17 protein-coding genes are annotated in these 17,514 nt (G+C 59.7%); 4 read left to right on the forward strand and 13 right to left on the reverse strand.

All coding sequences use genetic code 11. The features are described from left to right. The 4 genes from G5S37_RS30110 to G5S37_RS30125 form a co-directional block, all read right to left on the reverse strand. Complete coding sequence (locus G5S37_RS30110) at positions 1 to 876, reverse strand: toxin-antitoxin system YwqK family antitoxin (RefSeq protein WP_165210094.1); 876 nt, start codon at positions 874 to 876, stop codon at positions 1 to 3. 79 nt (positions 877 to 955) lie between these two features. Beyond that, on the reverse strand, positions 956 to 1,777 hold the full coding sequence (locus G5S37_RS30115) for a hypothetical protein (protein ID WP_165210097.1): 822 nt from the start codon (positions 1,775 to 1,777) through the stop codon (positions 956 to 958). Continuing rightward, positions 1,774 to 3,273, reverse strand: coding sequence for a hypothetical protein (locus G5S37_RS30120; RefSeq protein ID WP_165210100.1), 1,500 nt, complete (start codon positions 3,271 to 3,273; stop codon positions 1,774 to 1,776). Before G5S37_RS30120 ends, G5S37_RS30115 begins: the two co-directional genes overlap by 4 nt. A gap of 68 nt (positions 3,274 to 3,341) precedes the next feature. Further along, on the reverse strand, positions 3,342 to 4,379 hold the full coding sequence (locus tag G5S37_RS30125) for a carboxypeptidase-like regulatory domain-containing protein (protein WP_165210103.1): 1,038 nt from the start codon (positions 4,377 to 4,379) through the stop codon (positions 3,342 to 3,344). 341 nt (positions 4,380 to 4,720) lie between these two features. On the opposite strand from G5S37_RS30125, the gene lpdA reads away from it, so the two are divergent. Further along, the gene (lpdA, locus tag G5S37_RS30130; RefSeq protein ID WP_165210106.1) at positions 4,721 to 6,103 is read left to right on the forward strand and encodes a dihydrolipoyl dehydrogenase; all 1,383 of its coding nucleotides are present in this window, start codon (positions 4,721 to 4,723) and stop codon (positions 6,101 to 6,103) included. Positions 6,104 to 6,197: 94 nt separating this feature from the next. Here lpdA and G5S37_RS30135 read toward each other — a convergent pair whose 3' ends face one another. After that, positions 6,198 to 6,623 carry a gamma-glutamylcyclotransferase family protein gene (locus G5S37_RS30135; protein ID WP_165210109.1) on the reverse strand — a complete coding sequence of 142 codons (426 nt, stop codon included), beginning with the start codon at positions 6,621 to 6,623 and terminating at the stop codon, positions 6,198 to 6,200. 88 nt (positions 6,624 to 6,711) lie between these two features. On the opposite strand from G5S37_RS30135, the gene G5S37_RS30140 reads away from it, so the two are divergent. Continuing rightward, a complete protein-coding gene (locus G5S37_RS30140; protein WP_165210112.1) occupies positions 6,712 to 6,957 on the forward strand; it encodes a hypothetical protein in 246 nt (81 codons plus the stop codon). Between the two features lie 239 nt (positions 6,958 to 7,196). On the opposite strand, the gene G5S37_RS30145 is transcribed toward G5S37_RS30140, so the two are convergent. The 5 genes from G5S37_RS30145 to G5S37_RS30165 all read right to left on the reverse strand — a co-directional run bounded on the left by G5S37_RS30145 (position 7,197) and on the right by G5S37_RS30165 (position 9,804). Next, positions 7,197 to 7,577 (reverse strand): hypothetical protein, encoded by a 381-nt coding sequence (locus tag G5S37_RS30145; RefSeq protein ID WP_206026217.1) that lies wholly within the window; start codon positions 7,575 to 7,577, stop codon positions 7,197 to 7,199. 75 nt (positions 7,578 to 7,652) lie between these two features. Further along, positions 7,653 to 8,411: a DUF4272 domain-containing protein gene (locus G5S37_RS30150; protein WP_206026218.1), complete on the reverse strand. Its 759-nt coding sequence runs from the start codon at positions 8,409 to 8,411 to the stop codon at positions 7,653 to 7,655. Between the two features lie 89 nt (positions 8,412 to 8,500). Further along, positions 8,501 to 8,899: a hypothetical protein gene (locus G5S37_RS30155; RefSeq protein WP_165210118.1), complete on the reverse strand. Its 399-nt coding sequence runs from the start codon at positions 8,897 to 8,899 to the stop codon at positions 8,501 to 8,503. Between the two features lie 141 nt (positions 8,900 to 9,040). Continuing rightward, on the reverse strand, positions 9,041 to 9,454 hold the full coding sequence (locus tag G5S37_RS30160; protein WP_165210121.1) for a YciI family protein: 414 nt from the start codon (positions 9,452 to 9,454) through the stop codon (positions 9,041 to 9,043). 122 nt (positions 9,455 to 9,576) lie between these two features. After that, the gene (locus tag G5S37_RS30165) at positions 9,577 to 9,804 is read right to left on the reverse strand and encodes a ferredoxin (protein WP_165210124.1); all 228 of its coding nucleotides are present in this window, start codon (positions 9,802 to 9,804) and stop codon (positions 9,577 to 9,579) included. 90 nt (positions 9,805 to 9,894) lie between these two features. On the opposite strand from G5S37_RS30165, the gene G5S37_RS30170 reads away from it, so the two are divergent. Further along, positions 9,895 to 10,815: a LysR family transcriptional regulator gene (locus G5S37_RS30170; RefSeq protein ID WP_206026219.1), complete on the forward strand. Its 921-nt coding sequence runs from the start codon at positions 9,895 to 9,897 to the stop codon at positions 10,813 to 10,815. 302 nt (positions 10,816 to 11,117) lie between these two features. On the opposite strand, the gene G5S37_RS30175 is transcribed toward G5S37_RS30170, so the two are convergent. Further along, the gene (locus G5S37_RS30175; RefSeq protein WP_165210130.1) at positions 11,118 to 12,113 is read right to left on the reverse strand and encodes a prenyltransferase/squalene oxidase repeat-containing protein; all 996 of its coding nucleotides are present in this window, start codon (positions 12,111 to 12,113) and stop codon (positions 11,118 to 11,120) included. A 257-nt stretch (positions 12,114 to 12,370) separates the two neighbouring features. Here G5S37_RS30175 and tmk point away from each other — a divergent pair, with 257 nt between their 5' ends. Continuing rightward, positions 12,371 to 13,051: a dTMP kinase gene (gene tmk, locus G5S37_RS30180; RefSeq protein ID WP_165210133.1), complete on the forward strand. Its 681-nt coding sequence runs from the start codon at positions 12,371 to 12,373 to the stop codon at positions 13,049 to 13,051. 23 nt (positions 13,052 to 13,074) lie between these two features. On the opposite strand, the gene G5S37_RS30185 is transcribed toward tmk, so the two are convergent. Together G5S37_RS30185 and G5S37_RS30190 are read right to left on the reverse strand one after the other, a co-directional pair. Beyond that, entirely contained in the window at positions 13,075 to 14,502 is a 1,428-nt protein-coding gene (locus G5S37_RS30185; protein WP_165210136.1) for a hypothetical protein, read from the reverse strand. A 322-nt stretch (positions 14,503 to 14,824) separates the two neighbouring features. After that, entirely contained in the window at positions 14,825 to 17,503 is a 2,679-nt protein-coding gene (locus G5S37_RS30190; RefSeq protein WP_165210139.1) for a hypothetical protein, read from the reverse strand. Between the last annotated feature and the right edge of the window lie 11 nt (positions 17,504 to 17,514).

A 17,514-nucleotide genomic window follows, 5' to 3' on the forward strand; every position in this document is an offset into this window, starting at 1 on the left:
TTATCGAGCAAGGGCTGGCTCGCCCTCCTGATTAAACTGCAGCGGGATTTTTACCGGTGGCATCGTGCGGTATTTTTCCAACCACTCCCGCATGTCTTCTCCCACCCTATATTTGTACTCGCTGAGGTCCGGATAGTACCGCGGCAGACTCGGGTCTTTCAAAGCCACCGCTGCGTATTGGGCCTCAGAGACCTCCTGACCGCTTAGATGCCATGACGCTCTGGTCCGCGTACCATCTCGCGAGAATGTGACCACCGGCCCATTCGGTTGCCCATTGTTCGAAAAAAACCCAATTGTGGCCAGCTCTCCGTTCTCGTAGAAATCACATCCTTTGCCAAGGAGGTGCCCACCCTTTGACCACGTAAGGCTGATTATCTCCGTCAACCGTTCCATGCGCAGCCCGTCTCTTTCGTTGTTCTTATAATGATCCTCGCGAAGCAACCGGCCAGTGGAATCATAAACTTTGACCACCCCGGTTCCCTTTGACATCGAGTACTGGCCGACCAAATCGCCGTTTTCATTCCACTCCTTGAACGTTCCTTCCATGCTCCCCTCCCGGTAGGGAGCTTCCAGCTTTGGCCTGCCATTGGGATGCCATTCGCGCTGGATGCCGTGCTTCTTGCCGTCCTTGAGCAACTCTCGTTTGACGACCACTTCGTGGTCCATCAGCTCGATGGCGACAAGATTCTCGCGGGTCTTTTCAGGACCGGGAGCAAAGTATAAACACTCCTGCTTTTCCGGATCGCGCGTGGTATGAGGTCCGGTTTTCGTGGATCCAGCAGGGATACCATAGGTCAGATGGTCTTCATTCTCCGCCGCCAACATCGCGCTGGAAAGAAGGATACTGAACACAAAAATGTGACGCGTAAGTTTCATGGTGAATGAATGAGCCGCTGTCTAAGGTTGATCGCTCCTGCGCATGGACATCGAAAGGTGAAAGCCATAGGTCCTGATGCTACCATTTTCTCCTCCCGGACCATAAGTGAGTCGCGGCCGCCGCCGAGAAGAACAAATTGCCGAGAACGATCCACAACGTTGGAAATTTCGACCAGTCATGGGATGCCATGACGGCTGCAGTATCGGTAGCTCTGGCATTCTTGGCATGCGGCATTTTGGCCGTGCCGCCGTATGTCTCGTCGAAGCTCATGTCCACGTGCTCGTAACCCGCAGGTGGCTCCACAGGGGTTTCACGAAACCCGATCTCCCGGCCCGGCCAGTGCAGTTCAACGACCACGGAAATCGTCAACGGCCGGCCACCCTGCATGGTGTGCCGGAAGTAGTAACTCACACTTCGAGTGCCATCAGCACTTCGCCACTTACGACCCCAGAGATCACCTGACGGCGATGGACTGGGATAAAAATCGATCCACTTCTTGAGCGCTTCGAGGTCTCCGCCCATGGCTGACTCCAATCCTTTGGTCTTCTCAAATGCCTCGGCCTTGGTCCACGCTTCCTCGACAGAGCCCTGAATGGACAACAGCTGATCGTTTCTGCCCACCATGAAACGCCAGGGCGCCTTTGTCGGGGGAATGAAAAGTGACTCCACTCGGAACCCCAAAGATTGCGCTGGCCGTATGACCAGAAATCCATCGCCCCCATTGCGAAAGGCCCGCCTGGGATGGGCACCGCTTTCAAACAAGGCGAGGAGCGTGTCAGGCTTATTGAGGTCCACTACAGCCGGTTCCGCAGCGTAGCCAACCCATGCAAACGCCAGGCATAAAAATGCGATGAGCCGACGCGTGGCCCAGCTCGGTAGATGGTGGCGCAGAACAATCATGGAGATTTCCGAATTGCTTCCTTCGCCAAACTCTCAATTTCATCGTCGCCACGAGTGTGGGCGTTCTTCACGATCTCGCCGAGCGCAGCCTTTGCTTCCGGCCCACCGGTCTGGAGCAACTTCTCGATCAGGGCTTTCAGAATCACGGGATCCGATTCACCCACGCGAGCACCGAGCAATGCCACCGCAGCAGTTCGATTTTTGATGACGCGATCCATCTCACTGATGGCAAGCAACCGGAAAATGGGATTGGGGCTTTCGCTCAGTGTCTTCCAGGGGGCAGCGACCACGGACTGCGCTTGATCGATCACGCTCGGATATTCACGCACAAGCATCCTGACCGACGTGTAAGTGATGAAATCGAGTTCGCTTGGTTCCGCATTTTTGGCAATTCCCGCAACATGCCACAGAGTCTCGCAGACAGAGCCCTGTCCCAGGACCGTCCTCCATTGGGCGTCGAGCGAGGCGCTGTCGGGCGATAGCCCATCGATAATGCGGTCGTGCCCGCTGTTCTCATCCTTGAGGTAAGCGCTGAACTCTTTTGGGAGAGTCTTGCCAGCCCCATCTACTGAGGCCTCGGGCAACGCGGTGGCTTTTGCCAACTTGCGGTAAGCCAAAGCGGCCGCTTCCTGTTGCGCGACCCAGTTCTTCAGTTCCACGAACTGCGCGTCTATCATCGCCCTGTTCTGGGTGTATTTCGTTTTCAGGACCACAAGACCATCACCACCGGGGGCATAGCGGGCAAAGCAGCTCTTTGCATCATCGACGCCGCCAAGGAACATGTGAGCTTCCTCCCAAGGCCCCGCTCTCAACTGGGCTACGACGGCAGGCGCATCGAGAATCATCACCCCTGCGGCATCGATGGGCGGAGGCCGATCCTCCCAATCCGGCTCGGAGGTATAGCCGTGACCGACGCGGAACACCAGGGCGGCGAGAGTCGTGTCCGCAACGTTGGCGTCACGCTGTTTTACATGAAAAGCGGCCGTCTCACGGAAGCATACACTCAAGTTTGCGAGGTGACCGAAGGCTCCATTTACGAAGGCCGGTACATCTTGCGGTCGAAAGATCTCAGCCAGCAATGGCACCGAGGCGAAAAGGTCCGTTTGCTCTTGTGAGGCTGCTGCCCGGTCCAGCTGGGTTTTGATGGCCTTCAGTCTCGCGAACCAGGGCGAGCTCTGCCCATCCGGCCCCACCGGAACGGACGCAAGCACCTCGGCAAGCCCCTTGCGGGCCCGGTCCACACTATCCAGGTCGAGTTTCCGGATCTTGCCCAGTGGTGGATCCGCCAGCTCCTCGGGTGTCGCCACAGCCTCTGCTAGGCGGCCAATGGGTTCCCCAGTGCCCGGATTCGCCGTGGATGGGGGCGTCACACCTTGTGCGTACAGACTGGCGCCCGTGATCTGCATAAAGATCGCGAAAGCAAAAAGAAGAGACCGCATACCCATATCTGTTGATCCAGGATTGTGTGTCTGTAGTAGCAGTCGAGGAGAACTCACAGGCGAGGCCTCCGCAGCGTGAGCGGCACCGTGAACATGCCGACATTGAGCAACATACGCCGTTCGATTCATCTGATAGAAGCCGTCCGCTCGTTGATCCGCTTCTTGTAGTCGTATTCCAGGTTCCGGCTGCCGGAGGGATTGAAGTAGATTTCCATCTGCACCTGGGCGCTCGGGCCATTGTGCTGCGCTACTTGCGCCGTGATTGCGGCATATTTGTTGTCCGGGGTCCTTAGGTAAAACCGGAGCTTTTGCACGCCAAGGTAATCCGGTGGACCGGACTTTTGTGCAATCGTGATCGATGGCACGTAGCCGTCATCTGGCGCGGTGAACATGGGGTCGTCCTTCGTTTCTGCAATGCCTCCGCCGCTACCGGCCTGGACGGTCAGCGTGTAGTCAAAGGTGCCCGGTTTGGTTTGATTGGTGCGCGTGACTGTGAAAATCAAATCGCCTCCCCCTGCCTGGCCCATCTTGACATTGAAGGGGTGTGGCTTCCCGTCCACCGTCAGATCGCTGGCCAGGGCCCAAAGGTACATCGGCTCCGGAGCGATCAGCTTCCACAGTTGGAAGACCACTGGGTCGGCCGGGTCGGGCAAATGGAAGTGAGGTTCAAAGAAGGCTGCGTACTCAAAACTGGCCCGCGACTTCGGTTGGCCGACGTGGTCCTCTTTGTAGACCGTGACGGTAAGGCCCTTCCCCTGCACTCCAGAGAACAGGAAGCTTCCATCAGCACCCGTGGTCAGCTTGCTTTCGTTTGGCCGACCTCCGAGAGGCGACCAGGAAAGGTCCACCCGTGCTCCATCGACCGGCGCATGATTCTGGTCCACGACTTTCCCGTAAAACTCAATGGGGGTCTTCCACTCGAAGCTCCGATCTACTTTCTGCATGTAGTTCCACCACTCCCACATGGCCTTTTCATCAGCCGTCTTGGGAGGGTAGACAGTAGATTTGAAGAGCCTGGGCTTCGGCACACGCACGCCAAACCAGAAGACACCTCCCGCCAGCAACAAGACCGCCAAGACGGCCATCACCACACGCTGTTTCATGCGCTTGCGTGAGCGCGATGCGGCAGCGTCGATGGAAGGGCGATTGGGGTTGATGGACATCGGGTAGAGAAAAGGCCGGATTTTGCAACAAACGCCACCAAGAAGGTCTTCATTTGTTTTCGAGAGCGGCTCTCTAAATGACTGCTCCTGACGCCTTTGTCTCGGGTGAGACGCCGACTGCGCCGCCCCTTTTCAGTCCCCAAATCCACTGGGGCCAGCCCTCCGCCGGGGGCTCCTATCCCCATCGCTCCTCCAGATCGTACCCATTTCAGAGCAACTGTGCCAGATCGGCCGTTTGGCCCCCCAACGGGACGACGCCGCGCCTTGCACTCCCCTGCTCCGTGCGCTACGTCCAGATCCCCACTCACACAGGACACTTTCCCTTCTACTGACTACTCATCATGACCTACGACCTCATCGTCATCGGCGGCGGCCCCGCGGGATACGTCGGCGCCATCCGCGCCGCCCAGCTTGGCAAAAAAGTGGCCTGCGTGGAAAATGACCGCGCCGGCGGTACCTGCCTGAACTGGGGCTGCATTCCCACCAAGGCGCTCCTGAAGAACGCCGAGCTGTACCACACCCTCACGCATCGCGCGGACGAGTTCGGCTTGAAGATTGACGGCATCTCCTATGACTGGAGCAAGATCGTCGGCCGCAGCCGCAAGGTGTCCGACAAGCTCTGTGGCGGCATCGAGTTCCTCTTCAAGAAGAACAAGGTGGACTACATCCGCGGCACCGCCGCCATCCCTGCCGCTGGCAAGGTGGAAGTGACGGACAAGGACGGCAAGAAGACCTCCTACGACACCCAGAAGATCCTGGTGGCCACCGGCGCCAAGTCCCGCCCCATGCCCGGCCTGCCCTTCAATGGCAAGACGGTCATCGGCAGTCGCGAGGCGCTCACCCTGGCCGAGCAGCCCAAGGAAATCCTCATCGTGGGCGCTGGCGCCATCGGCATCGAGTTTGCCTACTTCTTCAATGCCTACGGCACGAAGGTGACCGTGGTCGAAATGATGCCCCGCATCCTCCCTGTGGAAGATGAAGAGGTGAGCGCGGCCCTGGAAAAGAGCCTGAAGAAGGCCGGCATCCGCATCCTGACGAACACCAAGGTCACCGCCTCCAAGGATCACGGCGACAAGGTGAGCCTCACGGTCGAAGGCGCCGCCAATGAAACGCTGGAAGCCCCCATGTGCCTCGTGGCCATCGGCGTGGTGCCCCTGCTGCCGGAAGGCGTGGAGCTCAAGAAGTCCGAAAAAGGCGGCTGGCTCGACACCGACGCCAACTACGAGACCAATGTGAAGGGCATCTACGGCGCCGGCGACATCATCGGGCCGCCCTGGCTCGCCCACGTGGCCAGCTACGAAGCCGTGCATGCGGTGGAAGGCATGTTCAAGCCCGGTCACAAGCCGAAGAAGGTCACCACCTTCCCGGGTTGCACCTACTGCCAGCCGCAGGTCGCCAGCATCGGCCTTACCGAAGCCCAGGCGAAAGCCAAGGGCCTGAAGTACAAGGTCGGCAAGTTCCCCTACCAGGTCAGCGGCAAGGCACTCGCCATCGCCGAGACGGAAGGTTTTGTGAAGATCATTTACGGAGAGCCCCACGGCGAAATCATCGGCGCCCACATCATCGGCGCCGAAGCGACCGAGCTCATCGCCGAGATGAGCCTGGCCGTGACCCTGGAAGCTACTGCAGACGAAATCGAAGCCACCATCCACGCGCATCCGACCCTGGCCGAGATGCTGAAGGAAGCCACCGAAGTGGCCGAGGGGCATCCGATTCATATCTAGTCGCGGAAAGGCGAATCAGCACTTCCTGCAAAAAGGCACCGGCGAGAGCCGGTGCTTTTTTGTTTGCGTCATGACTCCTGCTCCACGGGTACGCTCACGCCGGAACAAACTTCCGCACCTGACGCCGGACGTACGCATCCGACAATCGCGCATCCTTCAATCCTGCATTGATGCGCATGATGTACTCCTGCTTGGGTGTACCTTCTTTAGTGATGGGATCAACATAGACGAGCGCAGTCTTATCTTGATTCTCACATCGTACCGTCATCTCCACTTTCAGGTAGGATCCGGAGCTGACTCCTTCAAATCCATCCAACGCATCTTCGTCTGTCGGCGAGACTTCGAACAACACGCCTTCGACCTCATCACCCGGTGAAGGGAACACACTGGCATAGCCCCGCGTCGTGATGATCCACCGGTATCCAGGCAGCACCGCATGTCCCACTTTGCGGTGTTGGGGACACCGCTTCTTCATTTGCTCGTCCCACATGTTGGACCCGTACGCGAAATAGAATCTCATGGTCGTGGTGCCGTGCTCGTTTCGTCCCAGGAAATCCAACAAGCATCAATGCCAGTTATTCATATTCCTGAGCCCGGGCCCAAGATGCATGGCACAACCAGAAATCGACATCAACAATGCGACCACGAGTATCCACCAGATCCGGCGGAGCTTTCTTGCTGGCAGTGACTTGCAACCCGAGAGACCCGTAAACAGCAAAATCCAGAAGGCCCCGTGGGCGACCAATCCGAAGGGCCACCACTCCTCATACGAGTTCATCGTGACCTTGGTGAAGCATCCGATGATGCCCAATGGAGCGTTGAGTACGACCATGGGAACAAAGATAGCGCCGTAACCCAAAATCGGCACGGCGACGAGGTATGCCACCACCGGCAGCAATATCCAACACCACGGGGTACGAAGAGCGCTGTCCGAATCGTGAGGCGGTTCATTATTCATCAGGCTGCCAGATGTAGAAACCCCTGTAGTCAAAATGTTGAATCAACCCTCCGCTGGTGAAAACAGCACCTCTTTTTCGCGCGGTCCGTCATGGTATGCACGCGCTCCAATCGAGTATTCATGAGAGGGGCATGGTCACAATCCTTCTTCGGTCGGCGACGCTATGCTGTGGTGCCTATTGTCTTCCCACCACTCCCGCAATCCCGGATTCCACCGCTGCCAGAAGATACCGTGATAGCTCTTCTGTTTCGTCTCACGCCAGATGAAGAAGGTGCTCAAACAGACACAGCCGATGAAGACCGCAGGCCATCCGGGCCAGTCTGTCAGCAGGGTGCATGCTGACAGCACCACAAATGTCCCGGCCCAAATGAATTCGGAGTTACGCGCGATGCGGAACACATTGCAGAATAAGAAGAAGTGTCCCACGACGCAAACCACTGCGGCTCCAGCCCACCAGATCACGGATCCCATCAACCACGCAACCACAGCACCGAGGACGAGCACAACAGCGTCCATGACTGAGCAGCGAAAGCCGGGGCGGAAGTGATGCTGGGGCATAATCTTCGAAGCAGCACGCTCGTCCGTCTTCCACTACGTGTCCGTCGAGATATCATCCCACGCCTGGTCCATATATCCGATGAGCCAGTTCAGCACGTAGTGCCGTTCCTGCACCACACCGCCTTCGAGCTTGGCGGGTGCCTCCTGGTTCTTCAGCCGGGCGCTCGTCACCGCCCAGTGATAACGATAGATCAGGTCCGCTTCATCCAAGAGCTCATTCAGTGGGCGAAGCTTGGCGTCCTTGATGAACTGCGCTGTGTCGCGATCCTTGAGGAAACTCACCGCTTTGGGAACATCGCAGATGCCCTCGGGACGTTCGAGATTATCCACGTAGCCCAGGGACCAGAGCAGCACCCACAGGCATTCATAGCGCCAGGAGAACTTGATGCTATCCTCCCGCGCCGGTGATGGATCCTTGATGAAGGCCGCTTCTTCTGGTGTGAAGAATTTCTCCGCACCGAATTTCGTCACCAGCGAGTCGATGACTTTCTGCTCTACTCCTTCTCCCTTCACCGCTGTCAGGCAGACCGCGATGGCGCGCTGCGCGATCTCCTCTTTGGTACGCGTCTTTGCCTCTTGGGAATCCTCGATGACCGGGAGGCTATCCAGGATGGGCACGCCTTCCTTCTTCAGCCTATCCAAGGAACGCGTCTTGCGCTCCGCCGCCTCCTTGGAAGGAGTGGTCGCTTCACGCTGCTGAATCTTTTCTTTTCGTTCTTCGGCGGTCTGGCACATGACAGGCGAGATTGAGACCGCAAACAGGAAGACTGTAAGAGCATGCACGCAGTTCATGATGATGCGGAGCGTAGTGTTAAAATCAGCACGCAATCTCTTCAAGCGTTGGGTGCGCAAACTTCTGCAATGGCACACGCTTTCACACATCACCCTTCCGGGATGATCCAGAGAAATATCAGTTTCCCACTCTTCTGATCCACATACGCCTCGAAGCCATTGCCGATGTCACCCGGGTTGGTGATCGCCCACACAGGTCGGTCAGGCTCCAGGTCCTTGAAGGTACCGTAGACGATGAGCGCGCGTCGTTCACTTTCACTCAAGGCACTGCTAACAAGCTTCAGTCCCGCCGCGGAGGTCATGCTGCGCGCACCCACTCTGCCAGGCTCCGTCACCTGATGGTTCAGCAGCTCGAAGTGGGGATGCTTTGCGAGGGTCTTTGCCAGCGAGTCCTTCCAGAGGGTCTGAAACGCCGCCAGCGGATCCTCTGCCCGTGATGACGTGACAAGGAGGAGGAATAGCAGGCATGTCACGAAAGCGGCTCTCATACGTGGCAGGATATTGTCACTCAACTTCGTGGCCGTAAAGCACGCAAACTCGCGAGCACGGACTCTCACGTTCCCCGCTCAAACACCAGTTACCAACGCTTCGGAAATCCAGCCCAGACTGAACCGCACGCCATGCGTCGCTCAATTCTTGAGTTTCTCTTCCCAACCGTCCTTCACCCCACACCCAGCGATCGGCCTCACCTCCACTGCCATGCGGTGGTCCAGGCCCGGGCAGGCGCGCGCCAGTTCCACGGCTTCCTCCAGGTCCCTGGCAGTGATCATCACATATCCACCGATGATTTCCTTCGACTCGATGAGCGGGCCATCGGTCATCATCGCGCCATGGGAACCCCGCAGCACCTTGCCGGTTGTCTCCAGGCCATTGGTGCCAAGAACGTGCCCCCTCGCATACATGGATTCCATCCATTCCCGGAAGTGTACCATGATCCGCTCCAGTTCCACGGGCGAGGGAGGCGGCCCATCACCATGCGGCTGGCGAAAGAGGAACATGAACTTGGGCTGGGACTCAGTAGCGGAGGTGGACGAGGTAGGCATGATGGATGACGGATGGACTGCTGCTCTCATACGCATGACGAATCCGTTCGTACCGTCAGGACACATCGTGCAGCAATATTTGTAGAAGGCTTCTGAAGAAGCCTTCTACATTCCACGCCGCCTCACTCCCTGCCGATGGATTCGGACGGACACCCTTCCATGGCTTCGATGGCCTGCGCGATTTCTTCCTCCGTTACCGGCTGCGTGTGAACGATGCTGTAGCCACCTTCATCCCAGCGGGTGAAGAATTGCGGGGCGTGGTCCCGGCATTGGTCGCAGTCGATACAGGTGTTGTCGACGTAGAAGGAGCCGGAGACATTTTCAGGATTGCGGTCGAGTGGGTGGGGCATGGTGGGATGAGTTTGTTGTTTGTTGTTTTTCAAGCGCCCCACCCTGCCCCGGCGGTGGCCTTGCGTGAAATGCATTAATGCCATACATTCATGCATATGGCGCATGACTACCTCGCCACAGCTCCTTTTGACCTGCGCGACCTGCATCACTTCCACGCGTTGGCGGAGAGTGGCAGCTTCACCATGGCGGCGCGGAACGTGGGGCTGACCCAGAGCTCGCTCACCCGCGTGATCCAGGGCATGGAGGAGCGCCTGGGTGTAGCTCTCTTCGAGCGCACCACCCGGCGCGTCACGATGACCGAGGCGGGTCTTTATTTGAAGCAGCACTCCCGCCGTCTGGTGGGTGATGTGGATGCGGTGCTGAAACGCATGCGGGAAGAATTCACCGAGGCACGGCGCGAGGTGAAGGTGGGCATCTCACGCGGCGTCACGCTGGCACATCTCCCCGGCATCTTCTCCGCGAGTCAACGGCACCAACCGGAGGTCTTCACGCGGGTGTATCATCAGGACAGCGCGACGCTCATCGAGTCGCTGGATCAACGCGAGCTGGATCTCGGCATTCTCACCGCGCCCCGGCGTCTGCCCACCAGCCTGGAAGTGACCCACCGGTTCGGGGATGTCTTCACACTGATCGCCGCGCGAGAGCATGTCCCTCCGCCCACCACAGCGAACGCCCGAGCCTGGAAATCGTGGCTGTGCACCCAGCGCTGGCTCATGCTGGACTCGGCCATGCAGACGGGCCGTGCCATCCATGCGTGGCTCAGGGATCAGGGACTGGAAATAGAACCTGCCATGGAGCTCGACAGCTTCGATGTGATCATCCAGCTCGTGGCCACCGGCATGGGCATCGGCCTTGTGCCACGTCGCGCCCTTGCCACCTTCGCACGCAGGCAGGCACTTCAACGCCTCACCTGGAAGCCCCGCTTCACCCGCGAACTGGCCGTGCTCGCACGCAAGGAACGCAAACGCGCCGCACATGTGCAGGCCTTTGTGGATCACATCCTGTTTTGATCCGGCGCGATCTCCTGCATGACCGTGCGCAAAGGATAAGGAAACAGTGCCGAAGGCCCTGGACTGCGTGCAGCCCTGCTGCCGCTTTGAAGAGTCTGCAGCCTGCTGCAGCGATGGTCATACTCGCCTCTGGTGTGATAGGTCCATAAAGTTTGGCGACTTCGTCGCGATGGAGCGTGCAGCAGGCTGCACTTTAGGAAAGCGGCAGCAGGGCTGCGCGCAATCCAGGGACGCTTCGCGTCACGGTTTCTGGATCACTCGGGTGCATCCTCTCCATCATTGCCCGTTTGAGGCCTCGCTGGCTACTCCACCACAGTCACCTCCGCCTTCACTTCAGGCAGGGTGCTCAGCAATCCAAGTGTCGCCCAAGCGGAGGCCCAGTAGGAATAGATGCCATCCACCTTGGGCTTCTCTTCTTTGCGGATCTTGTTGCTGATGCGCTTGTGGTCCTGGTACCAGGAGCCGTCTTCGCTCTGCGCTTTCAGCAGATAAGCCACCGCGCGTGGCGTCACGGTGTCCATGGCCTTCGCTTTGGCCTTCGCGGAGTTCAAGGTGTAAAGCACCTCACCAGTAGTGATGGGATCGCTCCCGTCCGCGTCCATCTTCCAACTCCAGCCACCGTCGGGCTTCTGCAGGGCGATGAGTTTCTCGCTCAGTGCCGCCGTCTGTTCGGCAGGTTCGTTGGTGTGCACGGCATACGCGAGACGCGTGGCATAGCTGCGGGTGCTCTTCGGCTCACCTTTGGACGATTCCGCATCGCGCGACTTCAGCCAGGCGACGGCGCGCTCGCGGTTGGCCTTGGTTATTTCCGCATCTGCCCACGGCAGGTTCAGGCTTTGCAGCATGAGCCGCGTCGTGGCTTCATTCGCTTCGGTCTGCGGCCAGCCCTCCGCGTGGAACTGACCCGAGGCAGCCCATGATCCATCGGGCTTTTGGAAGCTTGCGATCTGGGTCGGCAAGGTCTCCAGTTTCTTCTGCGCTTCTCCGGGTGGCACCATGTCCCGCGAGAGGAACACCATCAGCTCGGCCAGCACATCATTGCCACCTTTGGGTTCTGCACGTTCCACGCACCAGCCCACCCACTCATCGAGCTTCTTCTGGTCCACAGGAAGGCCTCGCCGCTGGGCTTCGCGATGCGCCCGGACTTGGAAAGGAGTGTGGTGGCAGGAGAGGCAGTTCTTTTCTTCATACCAGACCGCGCCCTCCTTCTCCAAAAAGGCGAGTCCTTTCTGCGCGGCGGCCGTTACTGCAGCCGGCGACGAATCATCCACCGCATGAGTACGGGAGAGTGGTGTCATGGCGAGAACGCCAAGCAACAACCAAAGGCAGCGCGCAGGGTGAGGAACCATGATGGATGGGAGCCGACACGGCTACCCCTCTCCTTTCCCATCAAACGTGCCTGCCACATGGAACTTTGCAGCGGTCTGCAATTCCGAAGAAGGCGAAATGATGGGGCTCAGGCGCGTTCTCGCAAAGTTACCTTGGAAACCAGCGCCAGTTTGCACTAAACTGCCTGCCCTTTGCCACTAACCGCCCGCCGCTTCTCATTCCGCCCATGAAACGACCCATCCCCGGAGGACTCCTTATCGCCGTGGAAGGCATCGATGGCGCAGGCAAGACGACGGTGGCCGCCACCCTGGCGCAGTGGTGCGGGGAACGCGGCCTGCTGTGCGCGCTCTCGAAGGAACCGACCAGCCTGGAATGGGGCACAAAACTCCGCGAGTCCGCCTCTGCCGGCCGCCTCACCCTGGCCCAGGAGTTGGACATGTTTCACAAGGACCGGGCCCAACACACGGAGCAATCCATCGGCCCCGCGCTGGAGGAGGACGGCATCATGATCCTGGACCGCTACTACTGGAGCACCGCCGCCTACCAGGGCGCGCGCGGCGCCGTGGTGAAGGACGTGCTGGAGCACAACGAGACCAACTTCCCCATCCCCGATCTCATCCTGCTGCTGGACCTGCCGGTGGAAGTGGGCCAGAAACGCATCCGCGTGCGTGGGGACCAGCCGAACTCCTTCGAAGACGCCACCTACCAGCAGAAAATCCGCGACCTCTTCCTGAAGCTGCCCAGCCAGAGCCAGGCACGCTCGGTGATCGTGGATGCCTCCCAGCCCTGGCGGGATGTCTCACGCGAATGCCTGAGCCTTTTCAAAGACGCCGCTCTGCAGAAGCTGTGGAAGACGGCCAACCCCGGCTCACTGGGCACGGGGACGCTGGGAATTTTCGGGGGCTGAAGAAGGAAGCAAAGCACCCCTTCTCACGGCTTCTGTTCTCTTGCCGTCCGCCGTTGCTCCACCTCTGACATCCCCAGCGAGTGGAATCCCTTCAACTCCGGCCACCAGACCTGCACCCGCACGTTTGAGATCCACTGGTCCCGCGTCAGGCCGGCGAGTCTCAGCCGAACCCGTGGGCCGTCCACCCGCATGCTCTCAAAGAGTGAGTCCGTGGAGAAGCTTGTTCCAAAACTGCCGGTCGCATAAGGGTTCCCCGTGATCGCGGGGCTCACCTCCACCTGGGCTGTCTTGCGGGAGTCATCCAGCAGCAGCACATACAGCTTCCGCTCCAGCCTCCCTTGACCAAAGGTGACGCTCCGTCCGTAGGAACGCTTCGCCAAAATCGGCCGGCGATCCACCGTCTGCATCCACAATTTCATGAAGGCTTGGGAGCTTTTGGATTCGCCAAGCGCCACACACAGGCCGGGCTCCAGAAGGAACTGCTTCTCACGGCCGATGATCTCCCGCAGGGGAAATTCCGCGACCAGGCGCGGCTCCAGGATCGCCAGATACAACATCCATGTATCCCAGTCCTGAGCCCGCGACGAATTCAGGGAGCTCAGCAGGAATGCTTCCGGGCGGGACCCGCTTGGACTGAGATTGCCGTCATCGGAAATGAGCCAGCCTTCGGGCAGAGAGCTACTGATCGAACGCACCATGTCCACGTTCACACCGGTGCGTCTGCTTCCAAGCTGGTTATCCACCGGACTTCCCACCGCCGCGGCTGAGAACGAAGCATCATATCGGAGACCCCGGTGAAAAAGTTCCGTGACCACCGCCGCTTCCCCTGGTTGCAAACCTTCCACTACCACACCTTCCCATAGACGGGTCGTGCCGGGATGACTTCCACGGTCAGGTCCATGCACGACCAGCTTGGGAGTACCACTCGTGTACGGCAGGGGATCTGCCTTAGTCCAGTTCCATGCCCAACCCTCGGTAATCAACGCCAGTGCCAGCCCACCCGCCAGAGCCGCGTAGAACATGACCCGACGACGATGCAGGAGCGACTGGACGATCCACAGCGCCAAGCCAAGCAACCCAGCGCCGATGAGAAACACCCTGGTCTGCTCCGCGGAATCGACATTGTCGGATTCCAGCCAGCCCAGAAGATCCGCTCTCGCCATCTCGGTGAGAAGCTGTCCTGCCACCCACCAGGTAAGTAGCGCGACGGTAAAGATCACCCCCTGCTGCCTGTAGGTGCGTGCCGCGGACATCCACGCCGCACTGAGCCCAATTGGCAGGCCTGCCATGAGCAGACTGCCCAGCACCAACTGGAACCACTGGGTGCCGCTGAACCCGAAGCCAAGGCCCGCAATCACATCCAGCAGCACCCAAGGAACAACCGCCGCTACGACAAAAAACGCGCCCTGACTGAGGAGCAATGCCCACCGGCCCACCGGTTGGGTGTGCACCAATATTTCCGCCCGCGCTGCGGAAGACGCCCACACGCATCTGCACACCAGCACGACGCAGCAAACCACCGAGATCGCCCCGATGAGAAACCCTAACGCGATATGATTGGCGAAACTGGCACTCCTGCACGCCAGTGACGCCACAGGTAGCAGCCACATGAGCAGCACCAGCCACCGCTGACGCCGCAGCTCGTGCGCAAACTGATGCCGCACGCGTGAGCCCAGCGGCCGAGCATGCACCGCACGCTGCAGGATGCTTGCAGGCCGGCTGGCGGATTCTGGTTCTGGCAGAGTGGCAACCATGTTCATGCGGAAGCAGAGGTTAGCGTTGCGGTGGCGCGGGAGCTTGGGGAGCCGGGCTTGCTTGCCCTGAGCGCAGCCACACGCGCGCCTGGTCGTCGAAGCGGAAATCCTCAGGACGCAGGACTTCCAATAGCGATAGCAAGGCCTTGTTCTGCGGCCGCATCCCGGGAGGCTTGCTGGCTTCTTGAGGAACCCCGAAGGCCTCCGGCAGGCTGGTCACCGAGAGCAGCTGGTCACGCTCCTCCGGGTTTATCACCTTTATCAGATGCAGCACACGGTGCAGCGCTTCAGGAAGGCCTGCTCGCAGCCCCAGCGGCAGGGCATGAAAGGTGGCTGAGGGATGTCCATTGGCGAACGGTCCCGAAATTTGCATGTCCGCCAGCACGGCACGGCGTGCCGCGACGTCTGCGGCTTCACGATACTCAGGGAAGGAGCGGCAGTACAGGTACAGATCCGGGTCCAAACCCGACTCCATCACGCGGAGCAGCCATGGTACATGGGCCGGGTCCCGCCAGGTCATGAAGAGTTTCGAAAAATAGACTCCATCTTCAGGAGACACGGTACTCATGATCCCGGGAGCCCGCTCGCGCAGGAGTGGCTGCCATTCTGACTGATCACCCACCACCGAGCCCAGCCACGGCTTTGCCGGCATCTCCGTGAGGATGGCATCACGCAACTGTGGAGCTGCGATGAGTCTGCGCAGAATGGATGGCCATGGCTTCTCGGCGCTGACCTTGAGCAGCAGCGTGGGATGCATGCGCGCCAGGGGCTCAAGCTTCTCCACGACCACCGCGTTCAAGGGCTCGCTCCACGAACGCTTGTAGATGGGACCCAAAGTATCGAGGACGTCCGCGAAATACAGCTTCGCTTCTTCCCTCGTGGCGCCCTCTTTGAGTTTTGGCAATTCCCTGATGCGCGACAGGAACGGTTCATCCTCCAGCACCGAATCAGCGTCGAGTTCGATGCTCGAGTCAATTCGTGGCGGTGTCATCGGAGGCAGTTTTCCTTCCCATGTGGAAGTGCCCGCGAAGGTTCTTCTCAGCACCACGAGGCGGAGCTGCGCCAATTCGTCCGCTGAGGAGGGCTCCTTCGGATTGAGCACTTCTTCCCACGCCATGCGGAAGATCCGGCGCTGCCATCCCGTGGACTCCGCGCGGACGCCCACCTGAAACTGTGTACCTCGAAGTGTACCCTCCTCATCCTGGCCCTGCCATGGGGTGAACACAACGCCCAGCCGCGGGTCATGCAGCACCTGTGCAAACTCCTCGGTCCAGTCCCAAGGCGGCGCACCAAAACCCTGCGCCCGATGCTCCAGTCGGAGGGTCACACACACCACGCCACTTTTTGGGGTGCCCCAAGGGGCCTTGTGGGCGTCCACCGCCAGGACCGTCCACTTTGCCTCGGGTGATGAAGCCGTGCTTCCCGCCTTCAGTGGCAGATCCGCCGTCTTCTCCCATTTGAGCCAGTCGATCGCATACTTCCCCTCCACGGAAATGGTTTTTGGATCGCGCAGCCACGAGTCCGGAATCTCAAGCGCGCCGGCATCCACCCCACGAGTGAACACGCCGCGATAGCGGTCTCTCCACAAGGTGTCCTTGGGGAAGAAGCTGAAGAGGGCGCGATGCACCCCGATGCTGCGCCACGGATGGAGTGCCGTGCCAAAGCCTGCTGCCGCGGCTCGTGCCGTTTCTCTGGTGGTGTCGCCATCGTGGAGCGTGACCTTCTGCCTTCTCCAATGCGGCGTGTACTCCGCAGGAAACCCGTCCACCACACCCTTCATCCAAATCTCATAGTCCCGTTTCGGCCCCGGGGAGTGGCGGTTGAACTCGTATCCGGTGAATGCCGTTTGCTGAAGCGGGGCAATGCGATCCACGTCCTGCTGCGCGGTGGGCCGCAGGGCAGGATTGGGCAGGGGCACATGCGCGATCAGCATCATGGTGCCAGCCCCGAGTACAAACACGCCCGCCAGACGCAGGGCCAGCTTCCCTCCCCGGTGGAGATATACCCACGCCATCACCGAGAGGACCAGCGTTCCGATGAGAACCGAGCCAGGCCACTGCAGGGCGTTCTTCAGCGCCAGTACTACCTCGGGCAGCGGATCGGGGCCGTACTGGAGTTCGTCGGATGACCCGTGCGTCCATCCCAGAATAAAGAACTCTCCCACGAAGAAGCCCCCAACGATGCCCGCGAGCACGGCTCCCAACCCGAACCACATCTCACGGGCGCGCCGCCACAGCAGGGAGAAAGGCAGCCACCATCCCAGGAAGGCGCAGGCCCGGAACGCGGCTTCAGACGCGCCCATCAGCACTTCACTCCAAGGGCGGCCGGAAAACACCAGGTACAGCGCCTCCTGCACGGCAAATGGCACCACGATGAGCACCAGGAAAGTCAGCACCCTGCCAAGTACGTAGCACCACGTCGAAAGCGGTCGCGTTCCCAGGAATCGATCCGGGTTCCCGGGTCGATCCTCCGGCGCGCTGGACACCACCAGCCAGAAGGCCACAGCCCAGATCACGGGCCTGACCACGAAAAGCCAGGAGGGATTCACCAGGCTGTTGTCCCATTGGAAATCCGGCGGCATGGGCGCGATCCATTCCAGATTCACCGCCATCTGCACTGCCAGCAGCGCCAGCCAGAGCAGCCAACGCAGCCGCACGTGGGACACCTCTTTGCGGAAATGGTGCAGGGCGAGCTTCATGACATCATGGT

This window comes from Roseimicrobium sp. ORNL1, from assembly GCF_011044495.1.
Taxonomy (GTDB): domain Bacteria; phylum Verrucomicrobiota; class Verrucomicrobiia; order Verrucomicrobiales; family Verrucomicrobiaceae; genus Roseimicrobium.